Genomic DNA, 25,092 nt, shown 5'->3' on the forward strand with positions numbered 1-25,092 from the left:
CCACGAATTCCTGGGTTGGTAGCTGGAATAGAGCCAGCTCCAAAAGTTGCTTAGGAGACTTTCTAGCGTTGCTTGTAGACCGATAAAATCGGGATGCCATCTACCTGAATGGTATGCACCATGCGTCCTAATCCCACAGTATCTGGATAGGTAGGAGACTGCTTGCGCCAAGAATAGTTTGTGAGAAAGTAACTGGCTTCCGGACGGTTAGCATTCCAGATGTACTGCAGTCTGTTTTTCTGGGCTTCCGACAATAGGAGTGTAGCGCAGTAAAGCATCCACGGATCGCCGCAATATGTCACCTTCGGACTAGTATCGTTGGCCAAGATCCACTCCAAGCCTTGCCGGTATGACAAACCCCAATAGTCACGATCGAACAACTGTACAACGGTATTAGCAGGCAGAAAGCTAAAATACACCTGTTGCTGTGGGTGTTCTCGCACCATGCGCCACACAGTATGCCCTACTTCCAGTCCAGCCAGCAGGATAAGGCTATAAACCAAGCGTTTTCGTCCCTGTGATTGTTGACCATACGAAATCAAAGATCGTATTCCCTGCACAGTCAGTAGAACTAGTGCCGGGTAAACGAAGTATAGATGCCGCCAGCCGTTGTACACCACGGAGTGCCGCCAAATAATAAGTAAAATGGGTCCTAGCAGCCACACTATGCTAAGCAGGCCTAGGCGCTGATCCAACGGACGCAGGTATTCTATACCTCCGCGCAGCCAGGTGCGAAACTCAACCACCAAACCTACTCCAGCTCCGAGTAGATAGGGCAGTGGCGTTGTGATAATGATCCAGACCGGAATATAATGCCATGGGATTTGGGTGCCTTTAAGGAGCAGCCCAAAATATATCACCCGTCCTTGCCAAAGGGAGTAGTGACTCATGCTACGAAAAATACCTGCAAAATTGTGGAGCGGTGCCTCCCACAGGGCAGGCCAGCCAATGAGAACAAAGAGGGGCAGTGTAATGGCGAAGAACAACGTGCATCTCAGAAGTTTCAGCTTACGCCCCTGTTCCGTTGTTGGTCTCAGTAGTAATTCGGTGCCTACCATTCCCAGCGTAAAAGCCACGCTAATGATGCCAACGATGCGGATATCAATAGCCAGTGCGGTAATCAACGCGTGCAGCAAGGCGCGTAGGTAGCTGGGGCTACTTAGGAAGCAGGTCAGGGAGTAGATGCTCAGGGTAAACAGTGCCATGAACACGATATCCTGCGCATTATAAAAAGCCTCGGCAAAGAAGCGGGGCGACAGTACCAGCAGCAAAGCTGTCAGCAGGCCCCAGCGCCAGCTCTGAAAGCGCAGGGTAGCTAAGCCATACAACCCATACACGCCCGCCACGAATACGAGAAAAATGCATAGGTGGCGCAGCCAGTAAGCAGCCTGGATGTTGTTGCGCGTGAAAGCAAAATTCAGTAGAGCCATGGGTACCTCAAAGGCTACGCCGTGGTCATTTTCACTCCAACCTTTAAGAGCCGGAATCAGCTCATTACCCGCTTGCCGACGCACGAGTTCCGGCGCCAGCAGCTCCCCCACATACTTGATGTTTACCATGCCATTAAGCCTGTGGCGTGGCTCATCCACGGATACTCCGTAGTCGCGGTGCACCAGTAGGCCCGTGAGTAAGAGCAGGCCAAAAAAGCCCCCACAACGATTCGACGCACGGAAAGCAGCGACTGCAAAGACAAACGAACCAATGGCATAGGATGAGGAAACAGGCAGCTTACCAGCGCTTGAATACCGAGAAGATGCGCAGGCCATCGGCCCGGATGGTATATACCTCCCGCCCCAGACTATCGGGGTAGGTTTTGGGGCGTGCGCCGTAGTAATGGTAAGCGGTCAGAAAGTAGCGAGCCTTTGTGGGTGTTTCAGGAATGGAACTGGGGATATAATGCAAGCGCGCCCGCTGGCTGGGGGGCAAAATCAGCATGTTATTGTTAAGGTATCCTGGGTTTCCGCTAAACGTTATCTGGGTGCTAGCATCGTGTGCAAGCACCCAGTCTAGCCCTTGCCGGTAGGAGAGGCCCCAATAGTCAAGCTCAAATAACCGCTCGGCAGTAGTGGGAGGTAAGAAACTGAAATATACGTACTGATGCGGATGAGCCTTAACCATACGCATCCCTGTATAAGCGACTTCAAGTCCAGTTGCTACAAGCACTAAAGTCGCCGTTAGGGCAAGTACTTTAGAGTGGTGTTGGGTCAGGAAATAGATATGTCGCAAGCCGCCAATCGCCAATAAAATAAAAGCAGGGTAAACAAAGTATAAGTGCCGCCAACCGTTATACACCACTGAATTCAAGGCCATTACAAGAAAAAGCGGTACGAAGAGCCACAGCAACAAGAGCAAATCAAAGCGGTGCTCCGCAGTCCGAAAGTAGCCTGGCCATTGGCCCAGCAGCCGACGCGCAATCAGAAAAAGCCCCCCAGCTGCCGCTAGCGTGTAGGTTACCGGTGTGGTAACTACAATCCAGACGGGGATATAATGCCAAGGCAAGTGCTCTGTTGGGACCCGGTAAGCGTGTCCTAAATACAGAACCGAGCCCCGCCACGGATACTGACTGATGCGTTGGGTGGCGGCGAGTAGCTCGTCCCAAGACAGTGCCCACAGGTAAGGCCAACCCAACACGGTTAGGCCCAGCGCTGCCACCACATATAGCGCTGCCGCACTTACCCATCCTTGCGTGTGGCGCTCGACTCGTGGGCGGTAGTACGCTTCCAAGCCGAGCAACAGCCCACTCATCAACACTAGCAGTAAACCCTGCACGCGCACATCTACAGCTAAGGCCGTAGCCAAGCCATGCACCAACACTCGCCCAACAGTAGGGCGCTGCAGCAGGCGCGTAAGTGTGTACATAGCTAAAGTGAACAAGGCCATGTAAACGATATCCTTGCCGTTATAGAAGGACTCGGCGAAAAAGCGTGGGGAGAGTACCAACAGGCCAGCGGACACCAGGCCCAAGCGCCAATCTCTCCAGCGAAGCGTTGCCAACCGGTACAGGGCCCAAACGCCTACTAGGAAGACCAGAAAAACACAGAAGTGGCGCAAATGGTAGAACGCTTGCGAATTGCCATGAGTAAAGACAAAGCTGAGCAGGGCAAGCGGGAGCTCGAAGGCCACACCGTGGTCGGCATCGGCAAAGGTGCGGATGTCGGGAATCAGGTGGCTGCTTGCTTGGCGGGCTACCAGTTCGGGGGCCACCAGTTGGGCCAAGTATTTGGCGCTCACCAGCCCGTTTAGGTGGTTGTTCGCCTCATCAGCCGATACGCCATAGTCGCGGTGCAGCAGCAGGCCCAACAAAACAAGCAGGCCAAAAAAGGAGCCGACAATAAGCCGTTGATGACGAGCCGGTAAAAGCTTGTTTATCAAGCTGCTAAGAAAAGTCAATATGTGTAGGCTTGTGGATGTAAGAAGAGCCTAACGCTCAACCAATACCTTAAAAATCAGTGTCGAGCCCCAGCCGTTGCTTCATCTCACGAAGGGACGGAAACTTGTCGGCCAGATATTCAAACTTATCGGCCGAGGTATACAGCTTGCGTGCCGTTTGCACCTGCTCCCCCATCACGGGCTGCACCGTGAGGCGCGGGTAGCCCGTACGCCGTCGCAGCTCGGTCAGAAACTCAATCCGAAAATCATTGAACTGATCAATTTGAATAGGATTGTCGACCACTAGCTCAATGACATGCTGCTCATTAACCGTTACCGGCCGATTCAGCACCATGTACTCACTCATACGGTCCTGCGCCCGTTTTTCCTCTTTCAACTCCTGCCACACGCGCTGGAGCAGTTCTTCGTCCACGGCCGGTAGACCAAGTGCGGGCCCACTGGGCTCAGCCACTTCCTGGGGGGCATTTTTGACCACGGTGGCCTGCTGGGCCACCTGGGCTTTCAGGTCTTTCAGACTCGGAATCTTACTAGCCCCATTCAGCGGCTTGACAGCGGCCAACGAGGGAGCGGGGGGCATTTTTGGCGCTGGTGGCGTTTGGCCCGGCTCGTGACCAGCTACACTGGGCGCGCCGGTATCTACGTGCGGCACCGTATCAAGCACCTGATGCTGCGCTGTTGGCAAGTCAGCCTCTTCGTCTTCGATGCTGGGCGTGTTGTGCAATTCCTCCACGCCGCTTTCCACCGGAATTATCTCCTCCGATTCAGCGGGTGCCGACACGAGTTCTGATTCTGATAAAGTAGCGCTGGGGGGCATTTTAGCCACTCCATTGCTCGACGCCGGAGTAATAGAGGCAGCAGGTGCCGCCGGAACCGCTACTGGCCGCGCCATTGGAGCGCTTGAACCAGTTACGGGAGTAGGCTGGGGGGCATTTTGCGGCGCTGAACTATTTACGCTACTTTTTTTTTTAGCCTCGCCGTTCGCCGACCCGTTGGAGCCAGCGCCCAGCTCGCGGGCAAACTGCACTGCGCCGTTGAGATACGTCAGCTTCATCAGCGTCAGCTCCACGTGCAGGCGCTGGTTTTTGGCTTGCTTAAACTCCCGGTCGCACTGGCTGATCAGATTCAGGGCCGACAGCAAAAACGGCAGCGGCGCCGCCTGAGCCTGCTGCACGTAGCGCGCCCGAATGCCTTCCGAAACCTCCAGCAACTGCACCGTTACCGGGTCTTTGCACACCAGTAGGCCGCGCAAGTGCTCGGCCGCGCCCACCACAAAGTTGTGCAGGTCGAAGCCGTTCTGCATGATTTCTTCCAGCAAAAGCAGCGAGCCGGAGAGGTTTTCGCTCACCAGAAAATCGACCAGCCGGAAGTAGTATTCATAGTCCAGAATGTGCAGGTTCTGCACCACATCCTGATAGCGGAGCGAGTTGCCCGAAAACGTGACCATCTGATCGAAGATGGACAAGGCATCGCGCAACGCGCCGTCAGCCTTCTGCGCTACTAAATGCAGCGCATCCGGCTCGGCCGTAATGTGCTCTTGCTTTGCGATGTAGCCCAGGTGCCCCACGATGTCATCAACCCGGATTCGGTTAAAGTCGAATATCTGGCAGCGTGACAGAATCGTGGGGATGATCTTGTGCCGCTCGGTGGTAGCCAGGATGAAAATGGCGTAGGAGGGCGGCTCTTCCAGCGTCTTCAAAAAGGCATTGAAGGCCGCGTTGGAGAGCATGTGCACCTCGTCAATAATGTAGATCTTGTATTTGCCGGTTTGGGGGGCGTAGCGCACCTGCTCCACCAGCGAGCGAATGTCCTCGACGGAGTTGTTGGAGGCTGCATCCAGCTCGTGCACGTTGAACGACGCGTTCTGGTTGAACGAGCGGCACGACTCGCACTGGTCGCAGGCTTCCGTTTCGGGCGAGAGGTTCTGGCAGTTGATGGTCTTGGCCAGAATGCGGGCGCAGGTGGTTTTGCCCACCCCGCGCGGGCCGCAAAACAGGAAAGCCTGGGCTAGGTGGTTGCTGACAATAGCGTTTTGCAGCGTGGTAGTCACGTGCTGCTGCCCCACCACGCTCCGAAAGGTGGCAGGACGGTACTTACGGGCCGAAACGACGAAATTTTCCATACTTCTATCTACAAAGATAGGCAATCCAAGTGGCGCATCCGACTGCATTTTAGGCGTTGCACGCCACTAGCATCAGCCCAATACGGTTGTATCACCTTTAATATTGTAATTATATTATATTATTGAATAACAAGTAGATAATGAAGAATCATGATTGGTTTCGTCAATTTTCCAAACTATCTTATGTGTGATAATGCGCCCTTCCATATCACTTGGATTCAGTGAATAGGAGGCTGCACGTAGCTCTCTGTTTCAGTCGCATACAGCATTTATCAGAATAGGCAGTAGCGTCCTGATCTATCTGCCATGACTTCTCTGTCTCAAGCTTTTATCTATACAGTGCTCAGTCTTCATACCAACCTTAACCAGACCTGTCATGAAAAAAACGCTATTGGCTTTCTGTCTGCTTTCGCTTCAAGCCGTTGGGCTAACCTGGGCACAAACAAATCCGCCAGCGGCGCCCTCGGTCCCGGCTACTGACGAGTATTTTGGTGTCAAAGTAACTGACCCCTACCGCAATCTTGAAAACCTAACCGACCCGGCCGTCCAGACCTGGATGAAGGCGCAGGCCGACTACGCTCGTCAGACGCTGAATGCCATTCCGGGGCGTCAGGGGCTTCTAGATAAGATGAAGGAGTTTGATGCGCGCAAAGCCGAGCAGGTACGCGAGTTGAAAATAGCCGATAACGACCGTTACTTCTACCTTAAAATTCGCCCCCAGGATCAGCAGCCTAAGCTGTATTGCCGCGACGGCTACAAAGGGACCGAGGTATTGCTCTTCGACCCGGAAGCGTTTGAGACAGGGAAAGTGTATACCGTCAACAGCTTTTCGCCCTCTTACGATGGCTCTAAGGTGGCTTTTGAGATTAGCGAAAAGGGCGCTGAAGTAGGCACATTGCGCATTATGGACGTGAGCGGGAAAAAGCTCTACCTTGAAAAGCTGGAGAATACTTGGGGAGTGGGCGAGTGGCTTCAAGACGGTAACAGCTTTACCTACGTGCCTCTGAATGGGCGCGATGTGAACGAGCCGACGGCTCGCCTCAACACGCAGTCGTTGCTGCACCAAGTAGGTACGCCACCCAGCCAGGACCGGCCGGTGTTTTCGGCCAAACTCTACCCGACTTTAGGCATCAGGCCCTCCGACTATCCCTACGCTTATTACGACCGCGACACCAAGCTTCTGTATGGTCTTATCAGCTCCGTAGATCGGTATCAGCATATATATTACGCTCCGGTAGCAGAGCTTGCTCGGCCCAAAATTGCCTGGAAGCCACTTTTCAAGCCCGGGCAGGAGGTTACTAATTTCGCGACCGATGCGAAGTATGTGTACTTTATAACCTCCAAAAATGCCCCCCGCCAGAAAATCATGCGCATGCCGGTGGCCAAGCCCGATGTAGCTACCGCCGAATTGCTGGTGCCGGAAAGCCCTAACGAGGCCATTGATATGGAGCAGCTCAAAGTCACGAAAGATGGACTGTATTTCGTGCGCACCAAGAATGGGGTAGAAGCCTCGCTTTACTTCGTGGCCAAAGGAGACAAAAACGTGGAGCGTATTCCGCTGCCCCAAGCCGCCGGAACCATTACGCTGCAAACCAAGAATGCCGAATCGCCCGACCTGTGGATACTGCCCGTAGGCTGGACCACCGACCGTACCCGCTACCGCTACACCGCCGCTACCAAGCAGTTTACACCCGAGCCCATTTCCTCCGAAGCGCAGTACCCGGAGTTTGCCGATCTGGTCGTGGAGGAACTGATGGTGCCTTCGCACGATGGGGTGCAGGTGCCCTTGTCGTTGGTGTACAAAAAAGGTACTCCACGCAACGGTTCTGCACCCGTATTGATGGTGGGCTACGGTGCCTATTCCATTTCCGCAAACCCGTTCTTTTACCCACCTTACCTGCTTTGGACCCAACAGGGGGGCGTATTTGCGGTGCCCCACGTGCGCGGGGGCGGCGAGATGGGCGAAGCTTGGCACAAAGCCGGACAGAAGGCTACGAAGCCCAACACTTGGAAAGACCTTATTGCCTGCGCCGAATACTTGGTTAAGAACAAGTATACCGCTCCCGGCCGCATCGCCATCAACGGAGGCAGCGCCGGCGGTATCCTCATTGGCCGGGCGATGACGGAGCGCCCCGATCTGTTTGCCGTCGCGATGCCGGAGGTGGGCTGCCTGAACGCCATCCGAATGGAGAATTCGCCTAATGGCCCCGTAAACGTGCCCGAGTTTGGCACCGTAGCCAAGGAAGATGAGTGTAAGGCGCTGCTGGAGATGGATGCTTATCTGCACCTAAAGGAGGGCACCAAGTACCCCGCCACACTCATTACGGCCGGCTTCAACGATCCGCGCGTTATTGCCTGGCAGCCGGCCAAGTTTGCCGCCCGCCTGCAAGCCAGCAACGCCTCCGGGAAGCCCATCCTGTTCTTCACCGATTACGACGCCGGCCACGGTATCGGCGACTCCAAGCAGAAGCAATTTGAAACCATGGCCGACTTGTTGGCCTTCGGGCTCTGGCAAACCGGAGTGCCGGCCTTCCAACCCAAAACCTCTGCTATGAAGTAGGGAGCTAGCGGCGTGTAGGAGGCGATTATTGGGCTTTATACTGGGGCTGGGGGGCAATTTGCGGGAACAAAAAAGCCCCCAGCAACGTTTTCTCCGTAATGTGCGTACATTCGCACCCCGCTCTTCGGCGCGGGCATCGTTCTTTCTAATTTGGGGCTGACTGGAATTGACAGCTTGTGCAGGTCGCGAGTAAGCGTGTCAGGAGTTGAATGGATCTCCTGTTAAAAAGTCATTCGAACAGTAAATGGCGAGTATAGCTACGCCATGGCTGCTTAGTCTAGGTACTAAGTAATGCCATCGTTCCGCATCCGTCTTCCTTTTCACGGGTGAGCACGGGACGTCGTAAGTAAAGGGATAGTTTGGGCAGAGGTGTGATGCTCAGGCGAAAACAACTGCATCTAAGGGAGATCTAAAGGCCTGATATGCGCCCGGATTTCCCCGACAATTCAAGCATAGATACACACGTAGAAAGCTCGTCGGTTTCCTTGTCTGGACCAGGGTTCGAATCCCTGCAGCTCCACGTTATTTAAAAAGGCCCCCCGGTTTCGGGGGCTTTTTTTGTTACTGCTTCGGTACTGTTTATAGGATGTTCGCTAATTATTGGTGAATGGGAATATTAGCTTCTAGTCAAATAGTTTAAGAGCAGGTGTAGCAGCCGATGACTTTAAAGCCAACTAGATGAATTTGAAATTTGATAGCGCAGCGTTATTTTAGTTATATAAGTTCCTAAAATTTCTTTACGGATTCAACTGTTGTAATCGCCCGGTAAGTGAAAGAAATAGCATTGTGTTTGTAATATTTATTAATAAATTTCGTAATCTCAATCTTGTTTTAATAATAAAAATACTATTATTATATTGTCAGTGTATTGGCATGAGATTGGTAGCTCAACAATAAGCTTTCTATTCTTAGGTTATGGCAACTGAAAAAGAAATACAAACTGCGCTGAATCTCTTGTTGCGCTACCCTATTTGCTCCTCAAGCCTACGCGTTCAAGTACTGCTCTCCAGTAGCCAAGCAGCTACACTGGAGAAAATCACGCCCCAAAGCGAGGGCCCGCGAACGTCAGTGGCACCTCGTACTTTACTTTTTGTTCGGCGCAAGGCTCATGCCCGGTGGCGCTACATGAGTGAATAGATAATCACACAAACCTTTCCCGAATCGAAAGATAATGGCATGCTGCTAGTCGCAGGTTATGCCCGATTTGGTTTATATAATGGATGCAAACTGAATATTAAGTTAATGGTAGAGAGCCACCAAAGATATGGACATAATGGGGGGCTTTTTTTAATAGAAACATTCAATAGTATATTGAAATACTTTTAAAAAAGTGTATTTTAGTACTCTTACTAAAGCTGTAGGAGATTCAAAGGGCTAGTAACTATCCTGTGATGGGCTGCCCACCCGATTGACATATAATTACTTTAAATGGAGGTGCATATTGGGTTGTCAGTTGATCTGGCAGTAATACCCATTCAATCAATGAGCTTTTATCAGGCTGGTTGGTAATATGGATTCCATGAGGTGACAACCTGAGTAAAGCACTTACCTTATTCGAAATGTGGTTTCCATTCGGGCTTCGAGCGCGCGAACATGAAACCAGTCAGGACATGATTTAAGGTTTTAAATAATGCCATTAGTAGTGTTTGGTTTTAGGCAAATACTTTATTTATGGGCAATCAGTACACATTCATTTCGCCTGCTACAAGATTATCCGCAATAGCCCTGTTGGTGGCCATGAGCTGTAGCGGATGCTGGTGGAGCGGCTCGCTGGCAGAGAAAGTAGACGATGCAGATCAACGGGTAGCGCAAAAAACTGGGCTAGCGAGCAAAGCTGCTTTCGCTGACGCGCCGCGGCCTGTGTTGGAGGAGTTGCCAGGCATCGTGACGACAAGCCGTCATTCTCCGCTGCTCGCTCGTACCAAAGGGCGAATCAAGCGAATATTCTTCGTGCCAGGGCAATACGTGCACAAAGGCGAGATTCTGGTGAAGGGCTACGACCACAACTTTGTAGTGGCACCGGTGAATGCCTTAGTTGCTGAGCGCCTAGTTGATGGCGGCTCCTACCTGTCTCCTAATACCGTGGTAGCTTCGCTGTTGGAACTAGAGCCGTTTCAGATTCAAATAATGCCCCCCAGTCTTTATACCCAGCCTGTTGCGCCAGGTTGGGGGGCAAATATTAGTCGCGCAGACGATAAGACCTTCGCCGCGAGCGGTGTAGTACTAGGCAGTCATATCAGCACCGACGGCTCCCTGTTCGTAGACTTGCGCTTGGACCGCGTGGCCGGCGGCTCGCTACTAGCTGGTACCAAAATAAAGGCGGTACTGGCCCCGCCGCCGTTATAACCGGCTTGGTTGCCGGCTCCGCTACGATACTACTTCATACGTCATCACAGGTTTGGCCTTGTTCTTTAAAGTGAACTCCTGTACGGGCTGACACTGGAACGACTCTTTTACCTGCTGATAAGTAGCCTCGGTAATGAGAATCTGTCCGGGCTGGGCGACCGACTGCAAGCGTTGCCCCAGGTTCACGGTATCCCCGATGATGGTATAATCTAGCCGCTTCAGCGATGCCGACCCGATATTGCCTGACACTACTTCTCCCGTACTGATGCCAATGGCTACATCAGGCCGGTAGGTGATGCCATCGGGGAGGGGCTCCGCGTTGGTTTGAAGCAGGGTCCGCACTGATAAGGCCGCATCGATGGCGCGGTCGAGGTGAAAAGTGCCCCGGAAAACCGCCATCACGGCGTCGCCCATAAACTTGTCGATGTAGCCGCCCTGCGCAATAATCTCCTTCACCATCTGATCAAAATACAGATTTAGCAAGCGCACTAAGGCATCGGCCTGTAGCTTCTCGGCCAGCGCGGTAAAGCCGCAGATATCAATAAAAACTACCGTGGCCTCGATGCTTTCACTCGCCATTAGGCGGTTTTCCAAGCCGGGACGGGCCATAAAGTTGATGACCGTTTCGTCCACGTACATCTTCAGGATGTTGTTTTCCTGAATGGCCCGCAGAGTTTCGCGCAGCTGCTGCACCTGCGCAATTGTCTTCTCCAAGGTTACTTCCAGGTCAGCAAAGTCCACGGGCTTGCACACGAAGTCGAAGGCGCCGCGGTTCATGGCCGTGCGGATATTCTGCATGTCGCCGTAAGCCGAAACCATCACGGTTTTCAGGGTTGGGTTCACCTCGGGTAGCTTGGTTAGCAGCGTCAGCCCATCCATCACGGGCATGTTGATATCAGAGAGAACGATATCGACATCCGGCTGCTCTTTGAGCTTATCCAGCGCCTGCTGCCCATCGTGGGCAAAACGAAACTCATAGGTGCCTTCGCGAATCTTGCGTCGGAACTTCTGCTTGATCAGCAACTCTAAGTCAGCCTCATCATCTACCACCAGTATTTTGGTTTTCATAGCGCGGCTTTCAGATAGTATTCAGGAGAAGAAGTTTTTGCCTTAACGTAGCAAAGTCAAGTGGTTTTGATAAAAAATCATTGGCTCCCAGCTCCATGGCTTTGTTGTAGCTCTCGGCATCAGCATAAGCGGTAATCATCATCACCAAGGGAGGCGGAATCGGATGGTCTTTTTTTATCAGGCGAAGCAGTTCCAGGCCACTCATGCCCGGCATATTAATGTCGGACAAAATCAGCACTACTTCCGAATAATGTGGCTCTTGTTCTAAGTACGACAACGCCTCTTCGCCGGAGAAGGCAAAGGAAAACGAAAATACGCCGTCACGGATTTCCCGTCGGAAGCGCTGCTCAAACAGGAGCCGCACATCAGCCTCATCGTCGACAACCAAGATCTTTCTCATATGGAATAACTTAGCGTTTGTGTCTGTACGTGTTCCTGACTGACGGGTAGGGATACTGCAAACTCCGTGTATTCGCCTGGCTTCGTCGTGACTGTGAGGGTGCCGCCGTGGCCTTTGGTGACGATGTCGTAGCTGAGCGAGAGGCCCAGGCCCGTGCCTTCGCCTGGCGGCTTGGTGGTGAAAAAGGGGTGAAAGATTTTTTGCCGAATTACTTCCGGGATGCCCATGCCATTATCCTTCACCCAGATAACCACCTGCTCATTTTTCAGGCGTTTGGTAGCCACGCACACTTCGGGCCGGTAACCGGCCTGGCCTAGCCGTTGCCTTTGTTGGACGGCATAGAAAGCATTGTTAATCAAATTGAGGAGCACACGTCCTATTTCCTGCGGTACAAGCTCTACAAGGCCCAGATTCTTATCTAAATCTGTAGTAAGGGTAGCGTTAAAGTCTTTGTGCTTGGCGCGCAGGCCGTGGTAAGCCAGGCGCAAGTATTCGTCGGCCAAGGCATTCAGGTCGGTGGGCTGCCGCTCGCCCCGACTGGCGCGCGAGTGCTCCAGCATGCCCTTCACAATGCTATCGGCGCGCTTTCCGTGGTAGGTGATCTTCTCCAGGTTTTGCGATAAGTCATCAACCAGCTCCGCGGCCGATTTTCGCTCCTTATCAGGCAAGCTGAGCAAAGGGCCAGCTTTTAGCTCGGCTAATAAATCCACGCCTACCTCCGCGAAGTTATTGACGAAGTTGAGCGGGTTCTGAATCTCGTGGGCAATGCCGGCCGTCAGCTCGCCTAAGCTGGCCATTTTCTCGCTTTGAATCAATTGCTGCTGCATGGCTTGCAGGTTGCTCAGGGTTTGTTGCAAAGCGGCCGTGCGCTGCTGCACCTGCTGTTCCAATAGCTCATTCTGCTGCGCCAGCAGTTGCTGCTTCTCCTCCTGTTGGACCGTAGCCTGGGCCGAAAGCCGACGTACCTGGGCCAGCTTAATCATGAGCAGGCGACTATCGAGGGCGAAGCGGCAGGCCAGAAACAGCGAAATAGCAAGCACGGGACACAGAAAAGCGGAGAACGTGAGCATCGTATGCAGCGGAATTCCAAGTACTTCCTGCCGAAGTATTTCTGGCTGTACTACGGACAGCAAAGCAAATGCTAGCAGCAGTACGAAGGCGATGCCGAAGCCCAGTGCAATGATGCCCGCTGCCCGCTTCGCTTGCCGTAGGGCGCCTACGGTAATGCGCAACTGCTCTGCTGTAACTAGCAGCATAAAGCCGACGGTAGGATACCAATGGAACCCTTGCCCGAACATCAGTAGCAACAGGCTGAAAATATTGGCTATCCAGAGGGCGTAATAAATGCGCCCAACCCGCAGATAAAAGAAGCTATAGAGCGCCCGAACGGCTAACACGCTCCCTATCTGCAGGCTCGCGTAAGACACGATATCCATTCCCAGGCGGAGCCCATGCGCGCCAATATCATCGAGAAAGCCAGTACAGAAAAAGGCGCTGGCTTCGGCCATGGTATACAGCGCGAAATAGAAATTAGCCCGCTGATTGGGGTTATATAAATAGAACGCGACATGCAGCGTGCTAAGCAGGAGCAGAGCCCCAAAAAGGAGCATATCGGCTACCTTATATTTGGACTCCATCTGAAAATTTTCCTCGATCTGCTGTAGCCCAGCCAAGTGTGCCTGAAAGAAAGTAGGAACAAAAAAATCGTTGAAGACGGAAAAAGCCCCCCAGTGCGCAACCCGAATGGCCAATACCTGCTCGCCCTCCTCAGAAAGGGGCAACTCAATAGGCTCCCGATTGGGCCAGTAAGCCTGTACCAGCACCGGTATGGAGCTAACCACTCCGTATTGACGCAGCAGCTGTCCATTCAGGTACACCTCCGAGGCGGTGTATTGGGCAATGCTCAAGATCAGGGCTTTGCGTTGAAGCTCGGGGCTTACCCGGAAGCGTAGCCGCAGCCAGCCAATGCCCGCCTGCTGCACCTGCGGCAGCTGCCGGGGCGGAAGGGTTGGGTTGATCGGTTGCCAGCGTTGGTCGTCGATATCCGGCTGCGCCCACTGCTCATCGTCGCCGGGCTGAAACTTCCAGCCTTTGTCGAGCACAATGCCCCCGGGGGGCATTTTATCGAAGTAAACAGCCGTGTCACTGCCTGATTGTGCCACTCCTGCCCGTATGGCAAAAACCAGTGCCAGCAGCATGAGAACTCTTATGGGCAGATAGCAGTGCATAATAGGCAGTGGCGCTTCTGATGCGGTGGCGAGCATACCAGCTTTAGCAGCCGGTTATGCTCGTAGGATAGCAAAGTGCTACTACCTGATTAGGCAGGAGCGGGAGGGAATAGAACAGGCATTATAACCGGCCTGCATAAGGCCTAAGGGAGAGGATGATCAGTATTAAATATAGTATGATTATAGGTGGAACAATTATAAATGAATCCATTTCAACTAAATTACTTAATCTTAACCATTCAGCCTATCTGTTTCATTTCCTTAGCCATAAGCAACGATAGCGACGCACCCTTGTCATTTCGCTGACTTTAGCGCTAATCTATCCTTGGTCAGTTAGTTCTGCTATGCTCACACTTCACAAGTCGGCTGCGGATGGTGCTCCGGCTGGGCCTCTGGCCAGGTTGATTTGGCCTTTTCTGGAAATGTGGAAGCGCCTCATCAATATTGGGGTGCACAAGGAGCTTACCGAATGGCAATGGAAAAGGGTGCGGCTGCTGAATGGGATTAGCGCCATCACAATTGCCATCTATACCGGCTACGTCATTGTGTTCTTTAACTCCCCGGACTGGCTGACGTTTCGGATTTGCTTGGCGGGCGTATTCCTGAATTTACCCCCTTTTATTCTCAATCATTACCGACGCTACAATGCCTCGGCGTACTACTGTATCCTGAGCGTTACGGTGTTATGCTCCTTTATTGCCATTGCCCGCAAGTACGACGGCGTAGAGTATTACCTGATTTCGAACAGCATTGTCGCCATGCTGTTCTTTCGCAAATTCTGGAAAATACTCATGTTGTTTTCGCTCAACGTGGCCGCCTATTTTGTGGTGCGCTACGCAATGCAGCATGTACAACCTTTTCTTTATGTGAAGGATAGCACCTATTTCTATAACGCCAATGTGCTGCTGTTTTTCATGACGCTGTTTTTTGTGGTGTACTATTTCCGCGCCGAAAACTTTCGGCAGGAGAAGATGCTGAGCCAGAAAAATGAGACGCTAGGTCAGTCGCTGGAGCATTTGCAGAACACGCAGGACCAACTGGTGCAACAGGAAAAACTGGCCTCGCTGGGCGCCCTCACGGCCGGTATAGCCCACGAGATTCAGAACCCGCTCAACTTCGTTGATAACTTCTCGGAGGTAGGAATAGAGTTGGTGGAGGAACTGCGCCAGGAACTCGACCATGAGGCAATATCGGAGAAGCGCAGGGGGATGATAACGTCGTTGCTGGATGATTTGGCCCAAAGTCAGAGAAAGGTAAATGAGCACGCCGACCGCGCTGGCAATATTGTGCGGGGAATGCTTTTGCACTCGCGCGCCAGCCGGGGCGAACGGCAGCCCACCGACCTGAATGCCTTGGCCGACGAGTATTTACGCCTGGCTTACCACGGCCTGCGCGCCAAGCACAAAGACTTTAACGCCACTCTCTCTACCGACTTCAACCTACAATTGGGGCCGATAACCGTGGTGGTCGAGGATATCAGCCGGGTGCTGCTCAATTTATTTACCAATGCTTTTTACGCGGTGCACAAAAAGGCCACGCAGCTGCCGCCCGGGAGTAATTATAAGCCAACCGTGTCGGTGAGTACACAGCGGGCAGTGAATGGCGTGCTGCTGCGGGTGCGCGACAATGGCACGGGCATTCCGCTGGATGTGATTGACAAGATTTTTCACCCCTTTTTCACGACCAAGCCGCCGGGCGAAGGCACGGGCCTGGGCCTATCATTGAGCTACGACATCGTCACCAAAGGCCACGGCGGCACCCTCACGGTGAACTCCGAGTATGGAGAATACAGCGAGTTTACGGTGTGGTTGCCGGAGGTGCGCGCCTGAGCTAGTAGGCTGCTGTAGAGACGCGTATTGACGTCTTAATAGTTAAGTGCAACTGCGCCGCTCGGGCATCGCAATTTCATGTTTTCCTCAGAAAAGCCCCCCAAGCCACTTTATCTACGCTTTACAGTCAGATAAAGCGTAGATAAAGTGGCTTGGGGGGCTTTTTCAAAAAAAGTTAACGACTTCCTGTAACCTTCGGGAGTTGGCGCGGTGTCCACATCAAAATAAGCCCAAAAACTACCTTTCAACCGGTTGAACTCGCTCACAGACAATGCGCTCATGCTTCGGGTGAAGGCCGGAGACGTGGACCGGATGGGGTTGCTTTTTGAGCGCTACCACCGCAAGCTGTTCGGCTTTCTCTATCACATGCTGGGCCAGGCCGAAGCCAGCGAAGACCTGGTGCAAACGGTGTTCTATCGGATGCTGAAATACCGTCACACCTTCACTGGCGACGGGGAATTCAGAACGTGGATGTACCACCTAGCCCGCAACGTGCTGGCCGACCATGTGAAGAAGAATCGGCACTCGGTTCGGCATTCCGACGTGGCCGATTATGCCGAGAAAATTGGCGGCGGAATGGGGGCGGATGAGCAATTGCAGCGCGAGCAGGAAGTAGCTACCCTGCACAGCGCCCTGGCCAAGCTAAGTGCCGAAAACCGCGAGGTGTTGGTGTTGAGCCGCTTCCAGGAATTGAAATACGAGGAAATAGCCCGCGTGATGAACACGACCGAAGGGGCCGTGAAGGTGCGCGTGCACCGGGCCATGAATGAGTTGAAGACAATCTACTTGCGAATTGAAAACTGACGGGAAGGCAATGAACTGCGACCACATAAAAGAACAATTAGCTGACTACCTAAACCACCAGCTGCCGGATGCCGAACGGTTTGCGCTGGAGGCCCACGTAGCCAAGTGCCCCGAGTGTCAGGAAGAGCTCCAAAGCATGGAGCAGATGTGGCAAATGCTGGGCAGCGTGCCCGTGCCGGAGCCAAGCGAAAACCTGCGCCCCGAGTTCTACGCGATGCTCGCTTCCTACAAGGAAACCATGCCCACAGCGTCGGCTAATCCACTGGGGGGCTTTTTTGGCTGGTTACAAGCATTGATGCTGCCCCAGTACGCGGTGCGGTTGGCGTACGGCCTCAGCTTGCTGGCCATTGGATTAGTAGGCGGCTATTGGCTGAATAACAAAAAAACAGCCGCCACGCCGGAGCAGCAGCAACTCGCCACGCTGACCACGCAGGTAGAACAAATGCGCCAGGTGATGCTGCTCTCGCTCATTAAAAATCCCTCGGCCAGTGAGCGGCTGCGGGCCGTGAGCTACACGAAGGAGATAAGCGGCCCCAATGACCGCGTGATCGACGCCCTGCTTAGCACTCTGAATCACGACGATAACGTGAACGTGCGCCTCGCCACGCTGGAAGCTTTGGCCGAACTGGCCGATGAGCCGAAAGTAAGAATGGGCCTTGTGCAGTCGCTACCACAGCAGGAATCGCCGCTGGTGCAGTCGGCCCTGGCCGATGTGATGGTGCAGCTCCAGGAAAAGCGGTCGGTTCAGCCCTTACGCCGCCTGCTCAAGCAGCCTGATCTGGATCAGACTGTGAAAGATAAGATCAAAGAAAGCATCAAAAACTTGTCAAACGGCCAGCCTGCTGCGCCCTCCACTTCAAACGACTACGATGAAACGTTCCTTTCTCCCCAGCCTGATCGGTCTGCTGGTGCTATTGTCTAGCTGCCAACTCTGGGCTCAAGACCGCGAAAACACTGAAAAAATCAATAAAGAGTTTACGCTCACCGGCGACGCCGCGCGCAGTACACTGGCCGTCTACAACATTTTCGGCTCCGTGCGTGTGCAAGGCTACAGTGGTAATAAAGTGGTTATCGAAGCCACGAAAACCATCACCGGCCCCGATGCGAAAACCATTGAACAGGGCGTAAAGGAGGTGAAGCTAGGCTTTGAGCAGCACGGCGACAGCGTTATCGCCTACATCTCTGAGCCGTACGACTCTCGCCCCCGGCGCAATAACAACCGCAACAATGACCGCGACATAGAATACAAAGCCACCATCGACTACGTGGTGAAAGTGCCGTCGCAAATGCACGTCCACGTCTCGACGGTAAATGATGGTGAAGTGATGGTGCAGGATGTCAGCGGTACGCTGCGGGCCTATAACGTGAACGGGGCAGTGACGCTCAAGAATGTGAAGGGCACCACGAAAGCGCGCACCGTGAACGGCAATGTGGAAGCTACCTACCTGGCCAGCCCCCCGAAGCTTCCTCCTACAATACCATCAATGGGGATATCAAAGTGACGTATCCCGCCAACTTCTCAGCGGATGTGCATTTCAAAAGCATGCACGGCGAGCTGTTCACGGACTTCCCCCAAGTGGAAACGCTACCGGTACAAGTCACTCAAAACAAGCAAAGTACTGGCAGCGGTACCAAATACAAATTAACCAAGGACACAGCGGTACGGCTGGGTAAGGGCGGAAAGGACTTCCGCTTCGAGACCCTCAACGGCGACGTGACCATCAAACAGCAAACCAAATGAAATCCCCTTTGCATAGTCAATTCCGCCTTCGCCAACTACTCCAAGCCAGTCTTCTAGCACTGTTACTGACTCCTTCGCTGCCGCTTCTCGCCCAAACTCGGGAGAGGACGAGGGAGCAAACAAGTGAGCAGGTAAAAGAGCAGTTAGTCGTAGCGCTGACCTCGCCCGGTAAGCCCGGTTCCTTGAACGTGAAACTAGTAGGCGGTTCCATTAATGTGGTGGGCTACAATGGCAAAGACGTTGTGATTGAAGCCTCAGCCCGCGGCGAACGACGCGGCCGAAGCGCTCCGGCTGGCGACGCCTCCGGAATGCGCCGCATCGATCGAAACCCCAGCTTCGACCTGACAGCCGAGGAAAGAGACAATAAAGTCTATATCAAGACAAACTCTTGGCAGCAGCCTATCGACCTGGTAATCAAAGTGCCACAGCAGTTTTCGCTGAAAATCGGCACGGTGCAAGACGGCGATATTGTGGTGGAAAACGTGAGCGGGGAGTTGGAAGTTAGCAACGTGAACGGCAGCGTGCAGCTCAAGCAGGTGTCGGGTTCGGCGGTGGCCAACACGGTGAACGGCTCCGTGGTAGCTACCTTCAAAAACGTTACTAGCGGTGCTCCTATGGCTTTCTCTACCGTGAACGGCAAAGTTGACGTGACATTTCCTGCTAACGCTAAAGCCGCCTTCAAGATGAAATCTGATATGGGCGAGATTTACAGCGACTTCGATCTGGCCACGGAAAAAAGCGCACCCAAAGTCAACAAGACAGCTCAGGGCGGCACCTATCGGGTCAGCACCGATGATTGGAGCTACGGCAAGATTAATGGTGGCGGCGCCGAGGTAATGATGAAGTCGCTAAATGGCAATCTGTACATCCGAAAGGCCAAGTAGGAAAGGTTGGTCGTTAAGTAATAATCGTCTGGTGTCCTTTCTGGTGAGGTGCCAGAAAGGATACCAGACGATTATAGAAACGTCACCTATAACAAGATTAAAAAAGCCCCCTAGAGCGCATCCTTAATCACAGCCACAGCTTCACGCAAGGCCAGATCCTTCCGCAGAGGCTTCACAAAGCGAGAAGCGCGATTAGTCAGCGTGGTGTCAGCAGTGGTAGCCGTAGAGGCCGTGAGGTTAAGGGGGGTAATTTCCAGAGCTGGCAGCAGCTTTTGCGACTCCGTATACTTGTTGGAAGCGGCCCGCGTCAGTTCCTGTTCGGCCCGGTAGCCGGCCAGATTTAGGGAAACCTTGGTGTCGTTCTTTCGCTTCTGCATCCGCTGCACCGATTCGGTGATAAGTTTCAGACCGGCACTTGTAGCCACGCGGTTGTTACTAGCTGCCACTAGCTGCGGCAGGGAAGCTGCCCCAGACCATGTTTTATAATTGGCGGGCGCAATTTCGTCCCACGGCAACGCATAGTCAGTGTCTTGTTCGCCCTCGCCAAGCGTGCTGTAAGCATCCGGCACTACTACATCCGGCGTAACGCCCTTAAACTGCGTGGAGCCACCATTGATGCGGTAATACTTCTGCACCGTCAGCTTGAGCGACCCGAAAGGCTTCAGGTTGTCAAAGGTGGCGGGCAGCACCTGATCCAAGTCGAACATCTGCTGTACAGTGCCTTTGCCGTAAGTGGTGTTGCCCAGAATTAGCCCCCGCTTATAATCCTGGATAGCAGCGGCCAGAATCTCGGAAGCCGAGGCGCTGTATTTGTTCACCAACACTACCAACGGGCCTTCATACTGCACATCATTGTCGGGGTCGCCGATGATTTGGGCAGCCCGCTGCCGGCTTTTTATCTGCACCATAGGGCCATTTTTTACAAACAAGCCCGCCATTTCTACCGCATCCTGCAACGAGCCGCCACCATTAAAGCGCAAATCGAGGACGACGCCCTGCACACCGGCTTTCTTCAGCTTTTCTAATTCGTTTTTTACATCGGTGGCCGAGCTGCGGCTGCCATTATGGTTGAAGTCGGCATAAAAGCTGGGCAGCAGAATGTAGCCGATTTTGCGTCCGCCTTCATTCACCACCGCCGACTGAGCATAGGTGTCTTCGATAATAACCACGTCGCGGATAATGCTGATAACGTGGGTGCTGGCGTCGGGCTTACGCACCGTCAGGCGTACTTCGGTGCCTTTCTTACCCCGAATCAGCTTCACCACTTTGTCCCGGCGCATGCCGGTTATATCTACGGGTTCCGCATCGCCTTGTGCCACTCGCAGGATGATGTCGCCGGTTTTGAGCTCGCCCTGCCGGTAAGCGGCGCTGCCGGGCACAATGTCTGCTACCGAAATCTGACCGTCTTTTTCATCGAGCAACGCGCCCGTGCCCTCGAGGCGCCCCGTTAGGGCAATATCGAAGTTGTCCTTGTCCTGGGGGGCAAAATACTCGGTGTGCGGGTCGTAGGCATTCGTAACAGCGGAAGCGTAGAGAGCCAGTCGGTCGGCCGCGTCGGTCTGCTTTATATCATTGAACAACTCATCATAATACTTCAGTACGCGCTTTCGGGCTTCGGCTTCCAGCTCCGCCGCGGTGCGCTTGGTTACAGGGCCAGCTTGCTTCGAGGCCAACGGCTTTTCGGCTTTTTTAGCTTGCTCGTCCATCATATCGGATACCTGAACCAGCGTTTGATACTTGAGCAGTCGGTGCCAGTAGTCACGGCGCGCGGCGGCGTCGGCGGGGTAATCCAGCTTGTCAGGGTCGGTCTCAAACGACTCGGCCACGGTCAGATCGAAAGGGTTGGCCAGCAATTCCCGATATAAAGTTTGAGTTTCGCCGATACGCTGTTCAATCAATTTGGTGCTCAGATCCAGAAACGGATGGTCACCTTTCTTCAGCTCGTCGTCCAGCTCATTCTGATACTTGCGAAGCTGTTCCACATCAGATTTCAGCAGGAATCGGTGGCCGGAATCCAGGCGCTTTAAATACAGCTTAAATACCCGCTGCGAAAACTTGTCGTCGACGGGCAACGGCTGAAAATGTGCTTCGCTTAAGCCTTGTACTAAGGTTTTTAAGAGCACTTCATCCTTCGGATTATTGACCAAGACCTTGTCTTTGCTAAGCCAAGAAGGAGGGGAGTTAAAGGACGTTAAACCAGAAATACCGAGCAGAAGAACGGTGCCGTAGGTGGCAATAGCGCGAGTAGAAAGCATGGCGGAGCGAGTCAAAACAGAAGAAAACAAGGTGAAAACACCCAACAAAGAGATAATACGGATTCTACTACAACATATATGAAGCCGGAATAAGAGAAAGATGGAAGTCGAGCAAGCAGGTTGTTCCTAAAGCTGAAATTATTTCAGGAAGTCTGACGCAGGCCCCAATCATTATGATATATCATTAAAAATTATTTCGTTTGCGTGCAACTTCAATGACATGTCATAGTCTGTAATACGAAATCTTTCGTGATGCTAAACGAAATTCTCTTTTACTCCCTTGACCGGGCCATCCGGCAATACCGCAAGTTCGCGCAAGCCAACATTGATCGGGCTGGTATTGATATCACGGTAGACCAATGGCTGGTGCTGCGCGTGATTGACGAACACGACGATTTAACCCAGGCCGACATCGCCGACCGGGTTTTCAAAGATCAAGCATCGGTTGCCCGCATAATTGCCCTGCTGCTGAAGCGCGGCCTGATAGGGGCGGAGCCGTTGCCCAACGATGGTCGGCGCACCCAACTGCGGGTAACGGCGGCCGGCCACGACACGCTGGTGGCGGTGCAGCCGGTGGTACTCAGCAACCGCGCCACCGCCCTGGATGGCCTGAGCGAGGCCACGCTAGATCAGGTGCGCCGCAGCTTGGAGCGCATTTATACGAATTGCCTTCCCTCACCGGTGACGCCTACAGAAACACCAATTACAGACGCTGCTACCCAGAATCCTGTGCCAGTTGCCAAAGGTTCTTAAGCGCTATAAAGTCGTTGCTATGCATACAAGTTATCGTCCGCCGCCCGCCTAAGTAGGCAAATTTGCCCCCAGCTTCGCTGTAAGCTGCCCCTGATTTCTTGCTAGTCAGTACCGTGGCCAAAATGGTCACGCTCCTCATCGTGTCCATACATTTCTCCCTACATACATGCTACGTCTTCCATTTTTTCGGTGCTCACTGGCTGCAAAGCGCGTTTTTTATCTTCTTATACCTGGCTTACTGGCTGGCTTGAGTGCGGCGGCTCAGGGTCGGGTGAGCGGTACTGTGCGTAGTGCCGATGCGGGTGCTGGCATTGAGTATGCCACCGTCACGCTGCACCGGGCCGCCGATTCTGCCATGGTCAAAACCGAGTTTAGCGATGCGCAGGGAGCATTTCGCTTCGAGCAGGCGGCGGGGCGGTACTTGGTGTCGGCGGCGCAAGTGGGGTTTGTGCGGATGTGGTCGGGGCCGTTTGAAGTGACGACGGAAAACTACACGCTGCCCGCTTTGGTGCTGAAGTCGAGCCAGGCTACGGCGCTGAAAGAGGTGACGGTAATTGGTCAAAAACCACTCTATGAACGCTTAGCCGACCGCACGGTAGTAAACGTGGAAGGCTCGACGCTGGCCGCTGGCAACACCACGCTCGACGTGCTCAATCGGGCCCCCGGCGTAACCGTGGATGGCAGCGACAACTTGGCGTTGCGTGGCCGTCAGGGCGTATTAGTGCTCATTGATGGCAAGCGCCAACCCATGACGGGCACCGAGCTAGCTGACTATCTGCGCGCCTTGCCCGCCGACCAGTTGAAAAGCATTGAGCTGATAACCAACCCACCGGCCAAGTACGACGCCCAGGGCGGCGCGGGTATCATTGCCATCAACCTTAAAAAAGACCAGCGGCAAGGCACCAACGGCTCGGTGAATGCTAGCTACGGCCGCAGCCCCTACGATAAGCTGATGGGGGGCTTTTCTGTGAACAACCGCCGTAAAGGCTTAAATACATTTGGGAGCTACACCTACTCCGACCGCGAAGGCATTGGCAAACTGGATATCTACCGCGATTTCTTTGATAATAGTACGGGCCGCCAAGTGCTGACCGGTAGCAGCGACCAACAAAACAGCAGCCAAAGCCGCTCAAAAACACACAGCGGCCGGGCCGGTCTGGATTATAATATCTCGGAGCGTACGGTGGTGGGCGCGGCCTTCAGCGGCCTATCTAATAAAGGACCGGGCTTAGCGCGCAACAATACCTCGCTTTTCGACGCTACAGGTGCCCTGGCCGAGTTGTACACGGCTACTACCGACCGAAATTTTCGGTCGGCAAATGGTACGGCTAACCTGAACTTCAAGCACACTTTTGCCGACTCAGCCAATAGCGGCGAAGTGACCGCCGACGTAGACTACGCCCGCTATACCCTCGACCGATTCCAGGGACAGCGCACCGAGTATTTGCTGCGCGAGCGAACTAGTAATCTGCTCGTAGGGGACCAGGAGGGAGATCTGGCCATCATGTCGGCCAAAGCGGATTACATCCAGCCATTGGCCCGCAAAACGCGGCTGGAGGCGGGCGCCAAAATCAGTCGAGTAACATCTGATAATGACGTGGTATTTCGCAATACCGAAGGCAGCGTCACGACCATTGACGCCAGCCGTACCAACCGCTTTAAGTACGAGGAAAACATTGGGGCAGCGTACGTGAACCTGAATCGGACGCTGGCTAAGACCAGCTTGCAGGCCGGGTTGCGAGTAGAGCAAACCAAGGCCATCGGCCGCCAGGTGGTCGGCGACAGTTCGTTTCGCCGCAACTACGCTCAACTGTTTCCCAGTGCGGCTATTAAGCGCACTATCAACGACAAAAACGAGGTGAACTTGACCTTGAGCCGGCGCATCAACCGCCCTTCTTACGGGCAGCTCAATCCTTTCCGGATTATTATCAATCCGACTACTTCGGGAGCGGGCAACCCAAATCTGTTGCCCGAAACCAGCTACAACGTGGAGTTGTCGCACACCTTCAAGCAGAAATTTACCAGCACGCTCAGCTACAGCCGCACCGATCAGCCTATTATTGGCGTGGTGCAGCCCGAAACAGACTCGACCGTTGTATCAACCAGCGTAAACCTGAGCCGTCAGGATTACTACGCTCTGACGCTGACGGCTCCGTTGGAAGTCAAGAAGTGGTGGCAGATTTACAACAACGCCGTGTTCTATTACAGCCGCTTCGTTGGCGACTTGGCGGGTACCTCGCTCAATAAAGGTCGGCCGGCCTTTAACATCACCAGCAACAGCACCTTCACGTTTGAGAAGGGCTGGGGGGCAGAATTGAATACCCGCTTTCAATCGGGCGAACAGTATGGTTTCCTGCGCGTGAAGCCCAACGGGCAGGTGTCGTTAGGCGTGCAGAAATCGGTGTGGGACCGGAAGGGCAACATCAAGCTGAACGTGACGGACCTGTTTTATACGAACAGAGTGCGCGCCGTTTCGGCCTACGATAACTACGTGGAGCGCTTCTACCAGCGCCAAGATTCGCGGGTGGCCACGCTCTCCTTTACCTATCGTTTTGGCAACGATAAACTAGCGCCTACGCGTCGCCGGCAAGGTGGCGCCGAGGATGAGAAGCGCCGGGCCGGCGGATCGTAACATCCTCTTTCTCGAAAAAGCCCCCCACTGTAGCGCGGTTACAGATGGGGGGCTTTTTTTCGTGGAAAATAGACAGCTGCCTA

The 25,092-nt window shown here is 53.6% G+C and carries 17 protein-coding genes and 1 other RNA gene; 11 read left to right on the forward strand and 7 right to left on the reverse strand.

The window, feature by feature from the left end:
- Window positions 1-62: 62 nt before the first annotated feature.
- The 3 genes from G7064_RS15325 to G7064_RS15335 form a co-directional block, all read right to left on the reverse strand.
- Window positions 63-1,766, reverse strand: coding sequence for a hypothetical protein (locus tag G7064_RS15325; protein WP_166074275.1), 1,704 nt, complete (start codon window positions 1,764-1,766; stop codon window positions 63-65).
- Window positions 1,729-3,372, reverse strand: coding sequence for an ArnT family glycosyltransferase (locus tag G7064_RS15330; protein WP_166074276.1), 1,644 nt, complete (start codon window positions 3,370-3,372; stop codon window positions 1,729-1,731). Before G7064_RS15330 ends, G7064_RS15325 begins: the two co-directional genes overlap by 38 nt.
- A 67-nt stretch (window positions 3,373-3,439) precedes the next feature.
- A complete protein-coding gene (locus tag G7064_RS15335) occupies window positions 3,440-5,509 on the reverse strand; it encodes a DNA polymerase III subunit gamma/tau (RefSeq protein ID WP_166074277.1) in 2,070 nt (689 codons plus the stop codon).
- A gap of 376 nt (window positions 5,510-5,885) precedes the next feature.
- Between G7064_RS15335 and G7064_RS15340 the strand changes: the two genes are divergently transcribed.
- The 3 genes from G7064_RS15340 to G7064_RS15350 all read left to right on the forward strand — a co-directional run bounded on the left by G7064_RS15340 (window position 5,886) and on the right by G7064_RS15350 (window position 10,415).
- A complete protein-coding gene (locus tag G7064_RS15340) occupies window positions 5,886-8,069 on the forward strand; it encodes a prolyl oligopeptidase family serine peptidase (RefSeq protein WP_166074278.1) in 2,184 nt (727 codons plus the stop codon).
- Window positions 8,070-8,221: 152 nt separating this feature from the next.
- Window positions 8,222-8,592: a transfer-messenger RNA gene (ssrA, locus tag G7064_RS15345) on the forward strand.
- Window positions 8,593-9,806: 1,214 nt separating this feature from the next.
- Window positions 9,807-10,415: a hypothetical protein gene (locus G7064_RS15350; RefSeq protein ID WP_166074279.1), complete on the forward strand. Its 609-nt coding sequence runs from the start codon at window positions 9,807-9,809 to the stop codon at window positions 10,413-10,415.
- A gap of 21 nt (window positions 10,416-10,436) precedes the next feature.
- Here the strand turns inward: G7064_RS15350 and G7064_RS15355 are convergent, their stop codons facing one another.
- Genes G7064_RS15355 through G7064_RS22475 form a run of 3 tightly spaced genes read right to left on the reverse strand, consistent with a single transcriptional unit; the run spans window position 10,437 to window position 14,147 of the window.
- On the reverse strand, window positions 10,437-11,483 hold the full coding sequence (locus G7064_RS15355; protein WP_133273987.1) for an adenylate/guanylate cyclase domain-containing protein: 1,047 nt from the start codon (window positions 11,481-11,483) through the stop codon (window positions 10,437-10,439).
- 10 nt (window positions 11,484-11,493) lie between these two features.
- Window positions 11,494-11,883 (reverse strand): response regulator, encoded by a 390-nt coding sequence (locus tag G7064_RS15360; protein WP_133273986.1) that lies wholly within the window; start codon window positions 11,881-11,883, stop codon window positions 11,494-11,496.
- Window positions 11,880-14,147 (reverse strand): sensor histidine kinase, encoded by a 2,268-nt coding sequence (locus G7064_RS22475; RefSeq protein WP_240935522.1) that lies wholly within the window; start codon window positions 14,145-14,147, stop codon window positions 11,880-11,882. Before G7064_RS22475 ends, G7064_RS15360 begins: the two co-directional genes overlap by 4 nt.
- Before the next feature lie 308 nt (window positions 14,148-14,455).
- Here G7064_RS22475 and G7064_RS15370 point away from each other — a divergent pair, with 308 nt between their 5' ends.
- The 6 genes from G7064_RS15370 (at window position 14,456) to G7064_RS15390 (ending at window position 19,369) form a co-directional block, all read left to right on the forward strand.
- Complete coding sequence (locus G7064_RS15370) at window positions 14,456-15,940, forward strand: sensor histidine kinase (protein ID WP_240935523.1); 1,485 nt, start codon at window positions 14,456-14,458, stop codon at window positions 15,938-15,940.
- 279 nt (window positions 15,941-16,219) lie between these two features.
- Window positions 16,220-16,744 (forward strand): RNA polymerase sigma factor, encoded by a 525-nt coding sequence (locus G7064_RS15375; protein WP_166075164.1) that lies wholly within the window; start codon window positions 16,220-16,222, stop codon window positions 16,742-16,744.
- Window positions 16,734-17,666, forward strand: coding sequence for a HEAT repeat domain-containing protein (locus G7064_RS15380; protein WP_240935524.1), 933 nt, complete (start codon window positions 16,734-16,736; stop codon window positions 17,664-17,666). The genes G7064_RS15375 and G7064_RS15380 overlap by 11 nt, the downstream gene beginning before the upstream one ends.
- Entirely contained in the window at window positions 17,614-18,246 is a 633-nt protein-coding gene (locus G7064_RS15385) for a hypothetical protein (RefSeq protein WP_240935525.1), read from the forward strand. The genes G7064_RS15380 and G7064_RS15385 overlap by 53 nt, the downstream gene beginning before the upstream one ends.
- Complete coding sequence (locus G7064_RS22480; RefSeq protein WP_240935526.1) at window positions 18,243-18,485, forward strand: hypothetical protein; 243 nt, start codon at window positions 18,243-18,245, stop codon at window positions 18,483-18,485. Before G7064_RS15385 ends, G7064_RS22480 begins: the two co-directional genes overlap by 4 nt.
- Complete coding sequence (locus tag G7064_RS15390) at window positions 18,482-19,369, forward strand: DUF4097 family beta strand repeat-containing protein (RefSeq protein ID WP_166074280.1); 888 nt, start codon at window positions 18,482-18,484, stop codon at window positions 19,367-19,369. The genes G7064_RS22480 and G7064_RS15390 overlap by 4 nt, the downstream gene beginning before the upstream one ends.
- Before the next feature lie 110 nt (window positions 19,370-19,479).
- Here the strand turns inward: G7064_RS15390 and G7064_RS15395 are convergent, their stop codons facing one another.
- Window positions 19,480-21,624, reverse strand: a complete 2,145-nt coding sequence (locus tag G7064_RS15395; protein WP_166074281.1) for a carboxy terminal-processing peptidase — start codon at window positions 21,622-21,624, stop codon at window positions 19,480-19,482.
- Window positions 21,625-21,876: 252 nt separating this feature from the next.
- Between G7064_RS15395 and G7064_RS15400 the strand changes: the two genes are divergently transcribed.
- A complete protein-coding gene (locus tag G7064_RS15400) occupies window positions 21,877-22,377 on the forward strand; it encodes a MarR family winged helix-turn-helix transcriptional regulator (protein ID WP_166074282.1) in 501 nt (166 codons plus the stop codon).
- 166 nt (window positions 22,378-22,543) lie between these two features.
- The gene (locus G7064_RS15405) at window positions 22,544-25,009 is read left to right on the forward strand and encodes a TonB-dependent receptor (protein ID WP_166074283.1); all 2,466 of its coding nucleotides are present in this window, start codon (window positions 22,544-22,546) and stop codon (window positions 25,007-25,009) included.
- Window positions 25,010-25,092 lie beyond the last annotated feature (83 nt).

The sequence above is a fragment of the Hymenobacter sp. HDW8 genome, assembly GCF_011305775.1.
GTDB lineage: Bacteria > Bacteroidota > Bacteroidia > Cytophagales > Hymenobacteraceae > Hymenobacter > Hymenobacter radiodurans.

Excerpts from the sequence above, each read along its gene's own strand:
- G7064_RS15355 (WP_133273987.1), bottom strand. The coding sequence starts at position 11,483 with ATGAAAACCAAAATACTGGTGGTAGATGATGAGGCTGACTTAGAGTTG.
- G7064_RS15335 (WP_166074277.1), bottom strand. The coding sequence starts at position 5,509 with ATGGAAAATTTCGTCGTTTCGGCCCGTAAGTACCGTCCTGCCACCTTT.
- G7064_RS15370 (WP_240935523.1), top strand. The coding sequence starts at position 14,456 with ATGCTCACACTTCACAAGTCGGCTGCGGATGGTGCTCCGGCTGGGCCT.
- G7064_RS22475 (WP_240935522.1), bottom strand. The coding sequence starts at position 14,147 with ATGCTCGCCACCGCATCAGAAGCGCCACTGCCTATTATGCACTGCTAT.
- G7064_RS15340 (WP_166074278.1), top strand. The coding sequence starts at position 5,886 with ATGAAAAAAACGCTATTGGCTTTCTGTCTGCTTTCGCTTCAAGCCGTT.
- G7064_RS15385 (WP_240935525.1), top strand. The coding sequence starts at position 17,614 with ATGAAACGTTCCTTTCTCCCCAGCCTGATCGGTCTGCTGGTGCTATTG.
- G7064_RS15405 (WP_166074283.1), top strand. The coding sequence starts at position 22,544 with ATGCTACGTCTTCCATTTTTTCGGTGCTCACTGGCTGCAAAGCGCGTT.
- G7064_RS15390 (WP_166074280.1), top strand. The coding sequence starts at position 18,482 with ATGAAATCCCCTTTGCATAGTCAATTCCGCCTTCGCCAACTACTCCAA.
- G7064_RS15325 (WP_166074275.1), bottom strand. The coding sequence starts at position 1,766 with ATGGCCTGCGCATCTTCTCGGTATTCAAGCGCTGGTAAGCTGCCTGTT.
- G7064_RS15395 (WP_166074281.1), bottom strand. The coding sequence starts at position 21,624 with ATGCTTTCTACTCGCGCTATTGCCACCTACGGCACCGTTCTTCTGCTC.
- G7064_RS15375 (WP_166075164.1), top strand. The coding sequence starts at position 16,220 with ATGCTTCGGGTGAAGGCCGGAGACGTGGACCGGATGGGGTTGCTTTTT.
- G7064_RS15350 (WP_166074279.1), top strand. The coding sequence starts at position 9,807 with ATGAGCTGTAGCGGATGCTGGTGGAGCGGCTCGCTGGCAGAGAAAGTA.
- G7064_RS15400 (WP_166074282.1), top strand. The coding sequence starts at position 21,877 with ATGCTAAACGAAATTCTCTTTTACTCCCTTGACCGGGCCATCCGGCAA.
- G7064_RS15360 (WP_133273986.1), bottom strand. The coding sequence starts at position 11,883 with ATGAGAAAGATCTTGGTTGTCGACGATGAGGCTGATGTGCGGCTCCTG.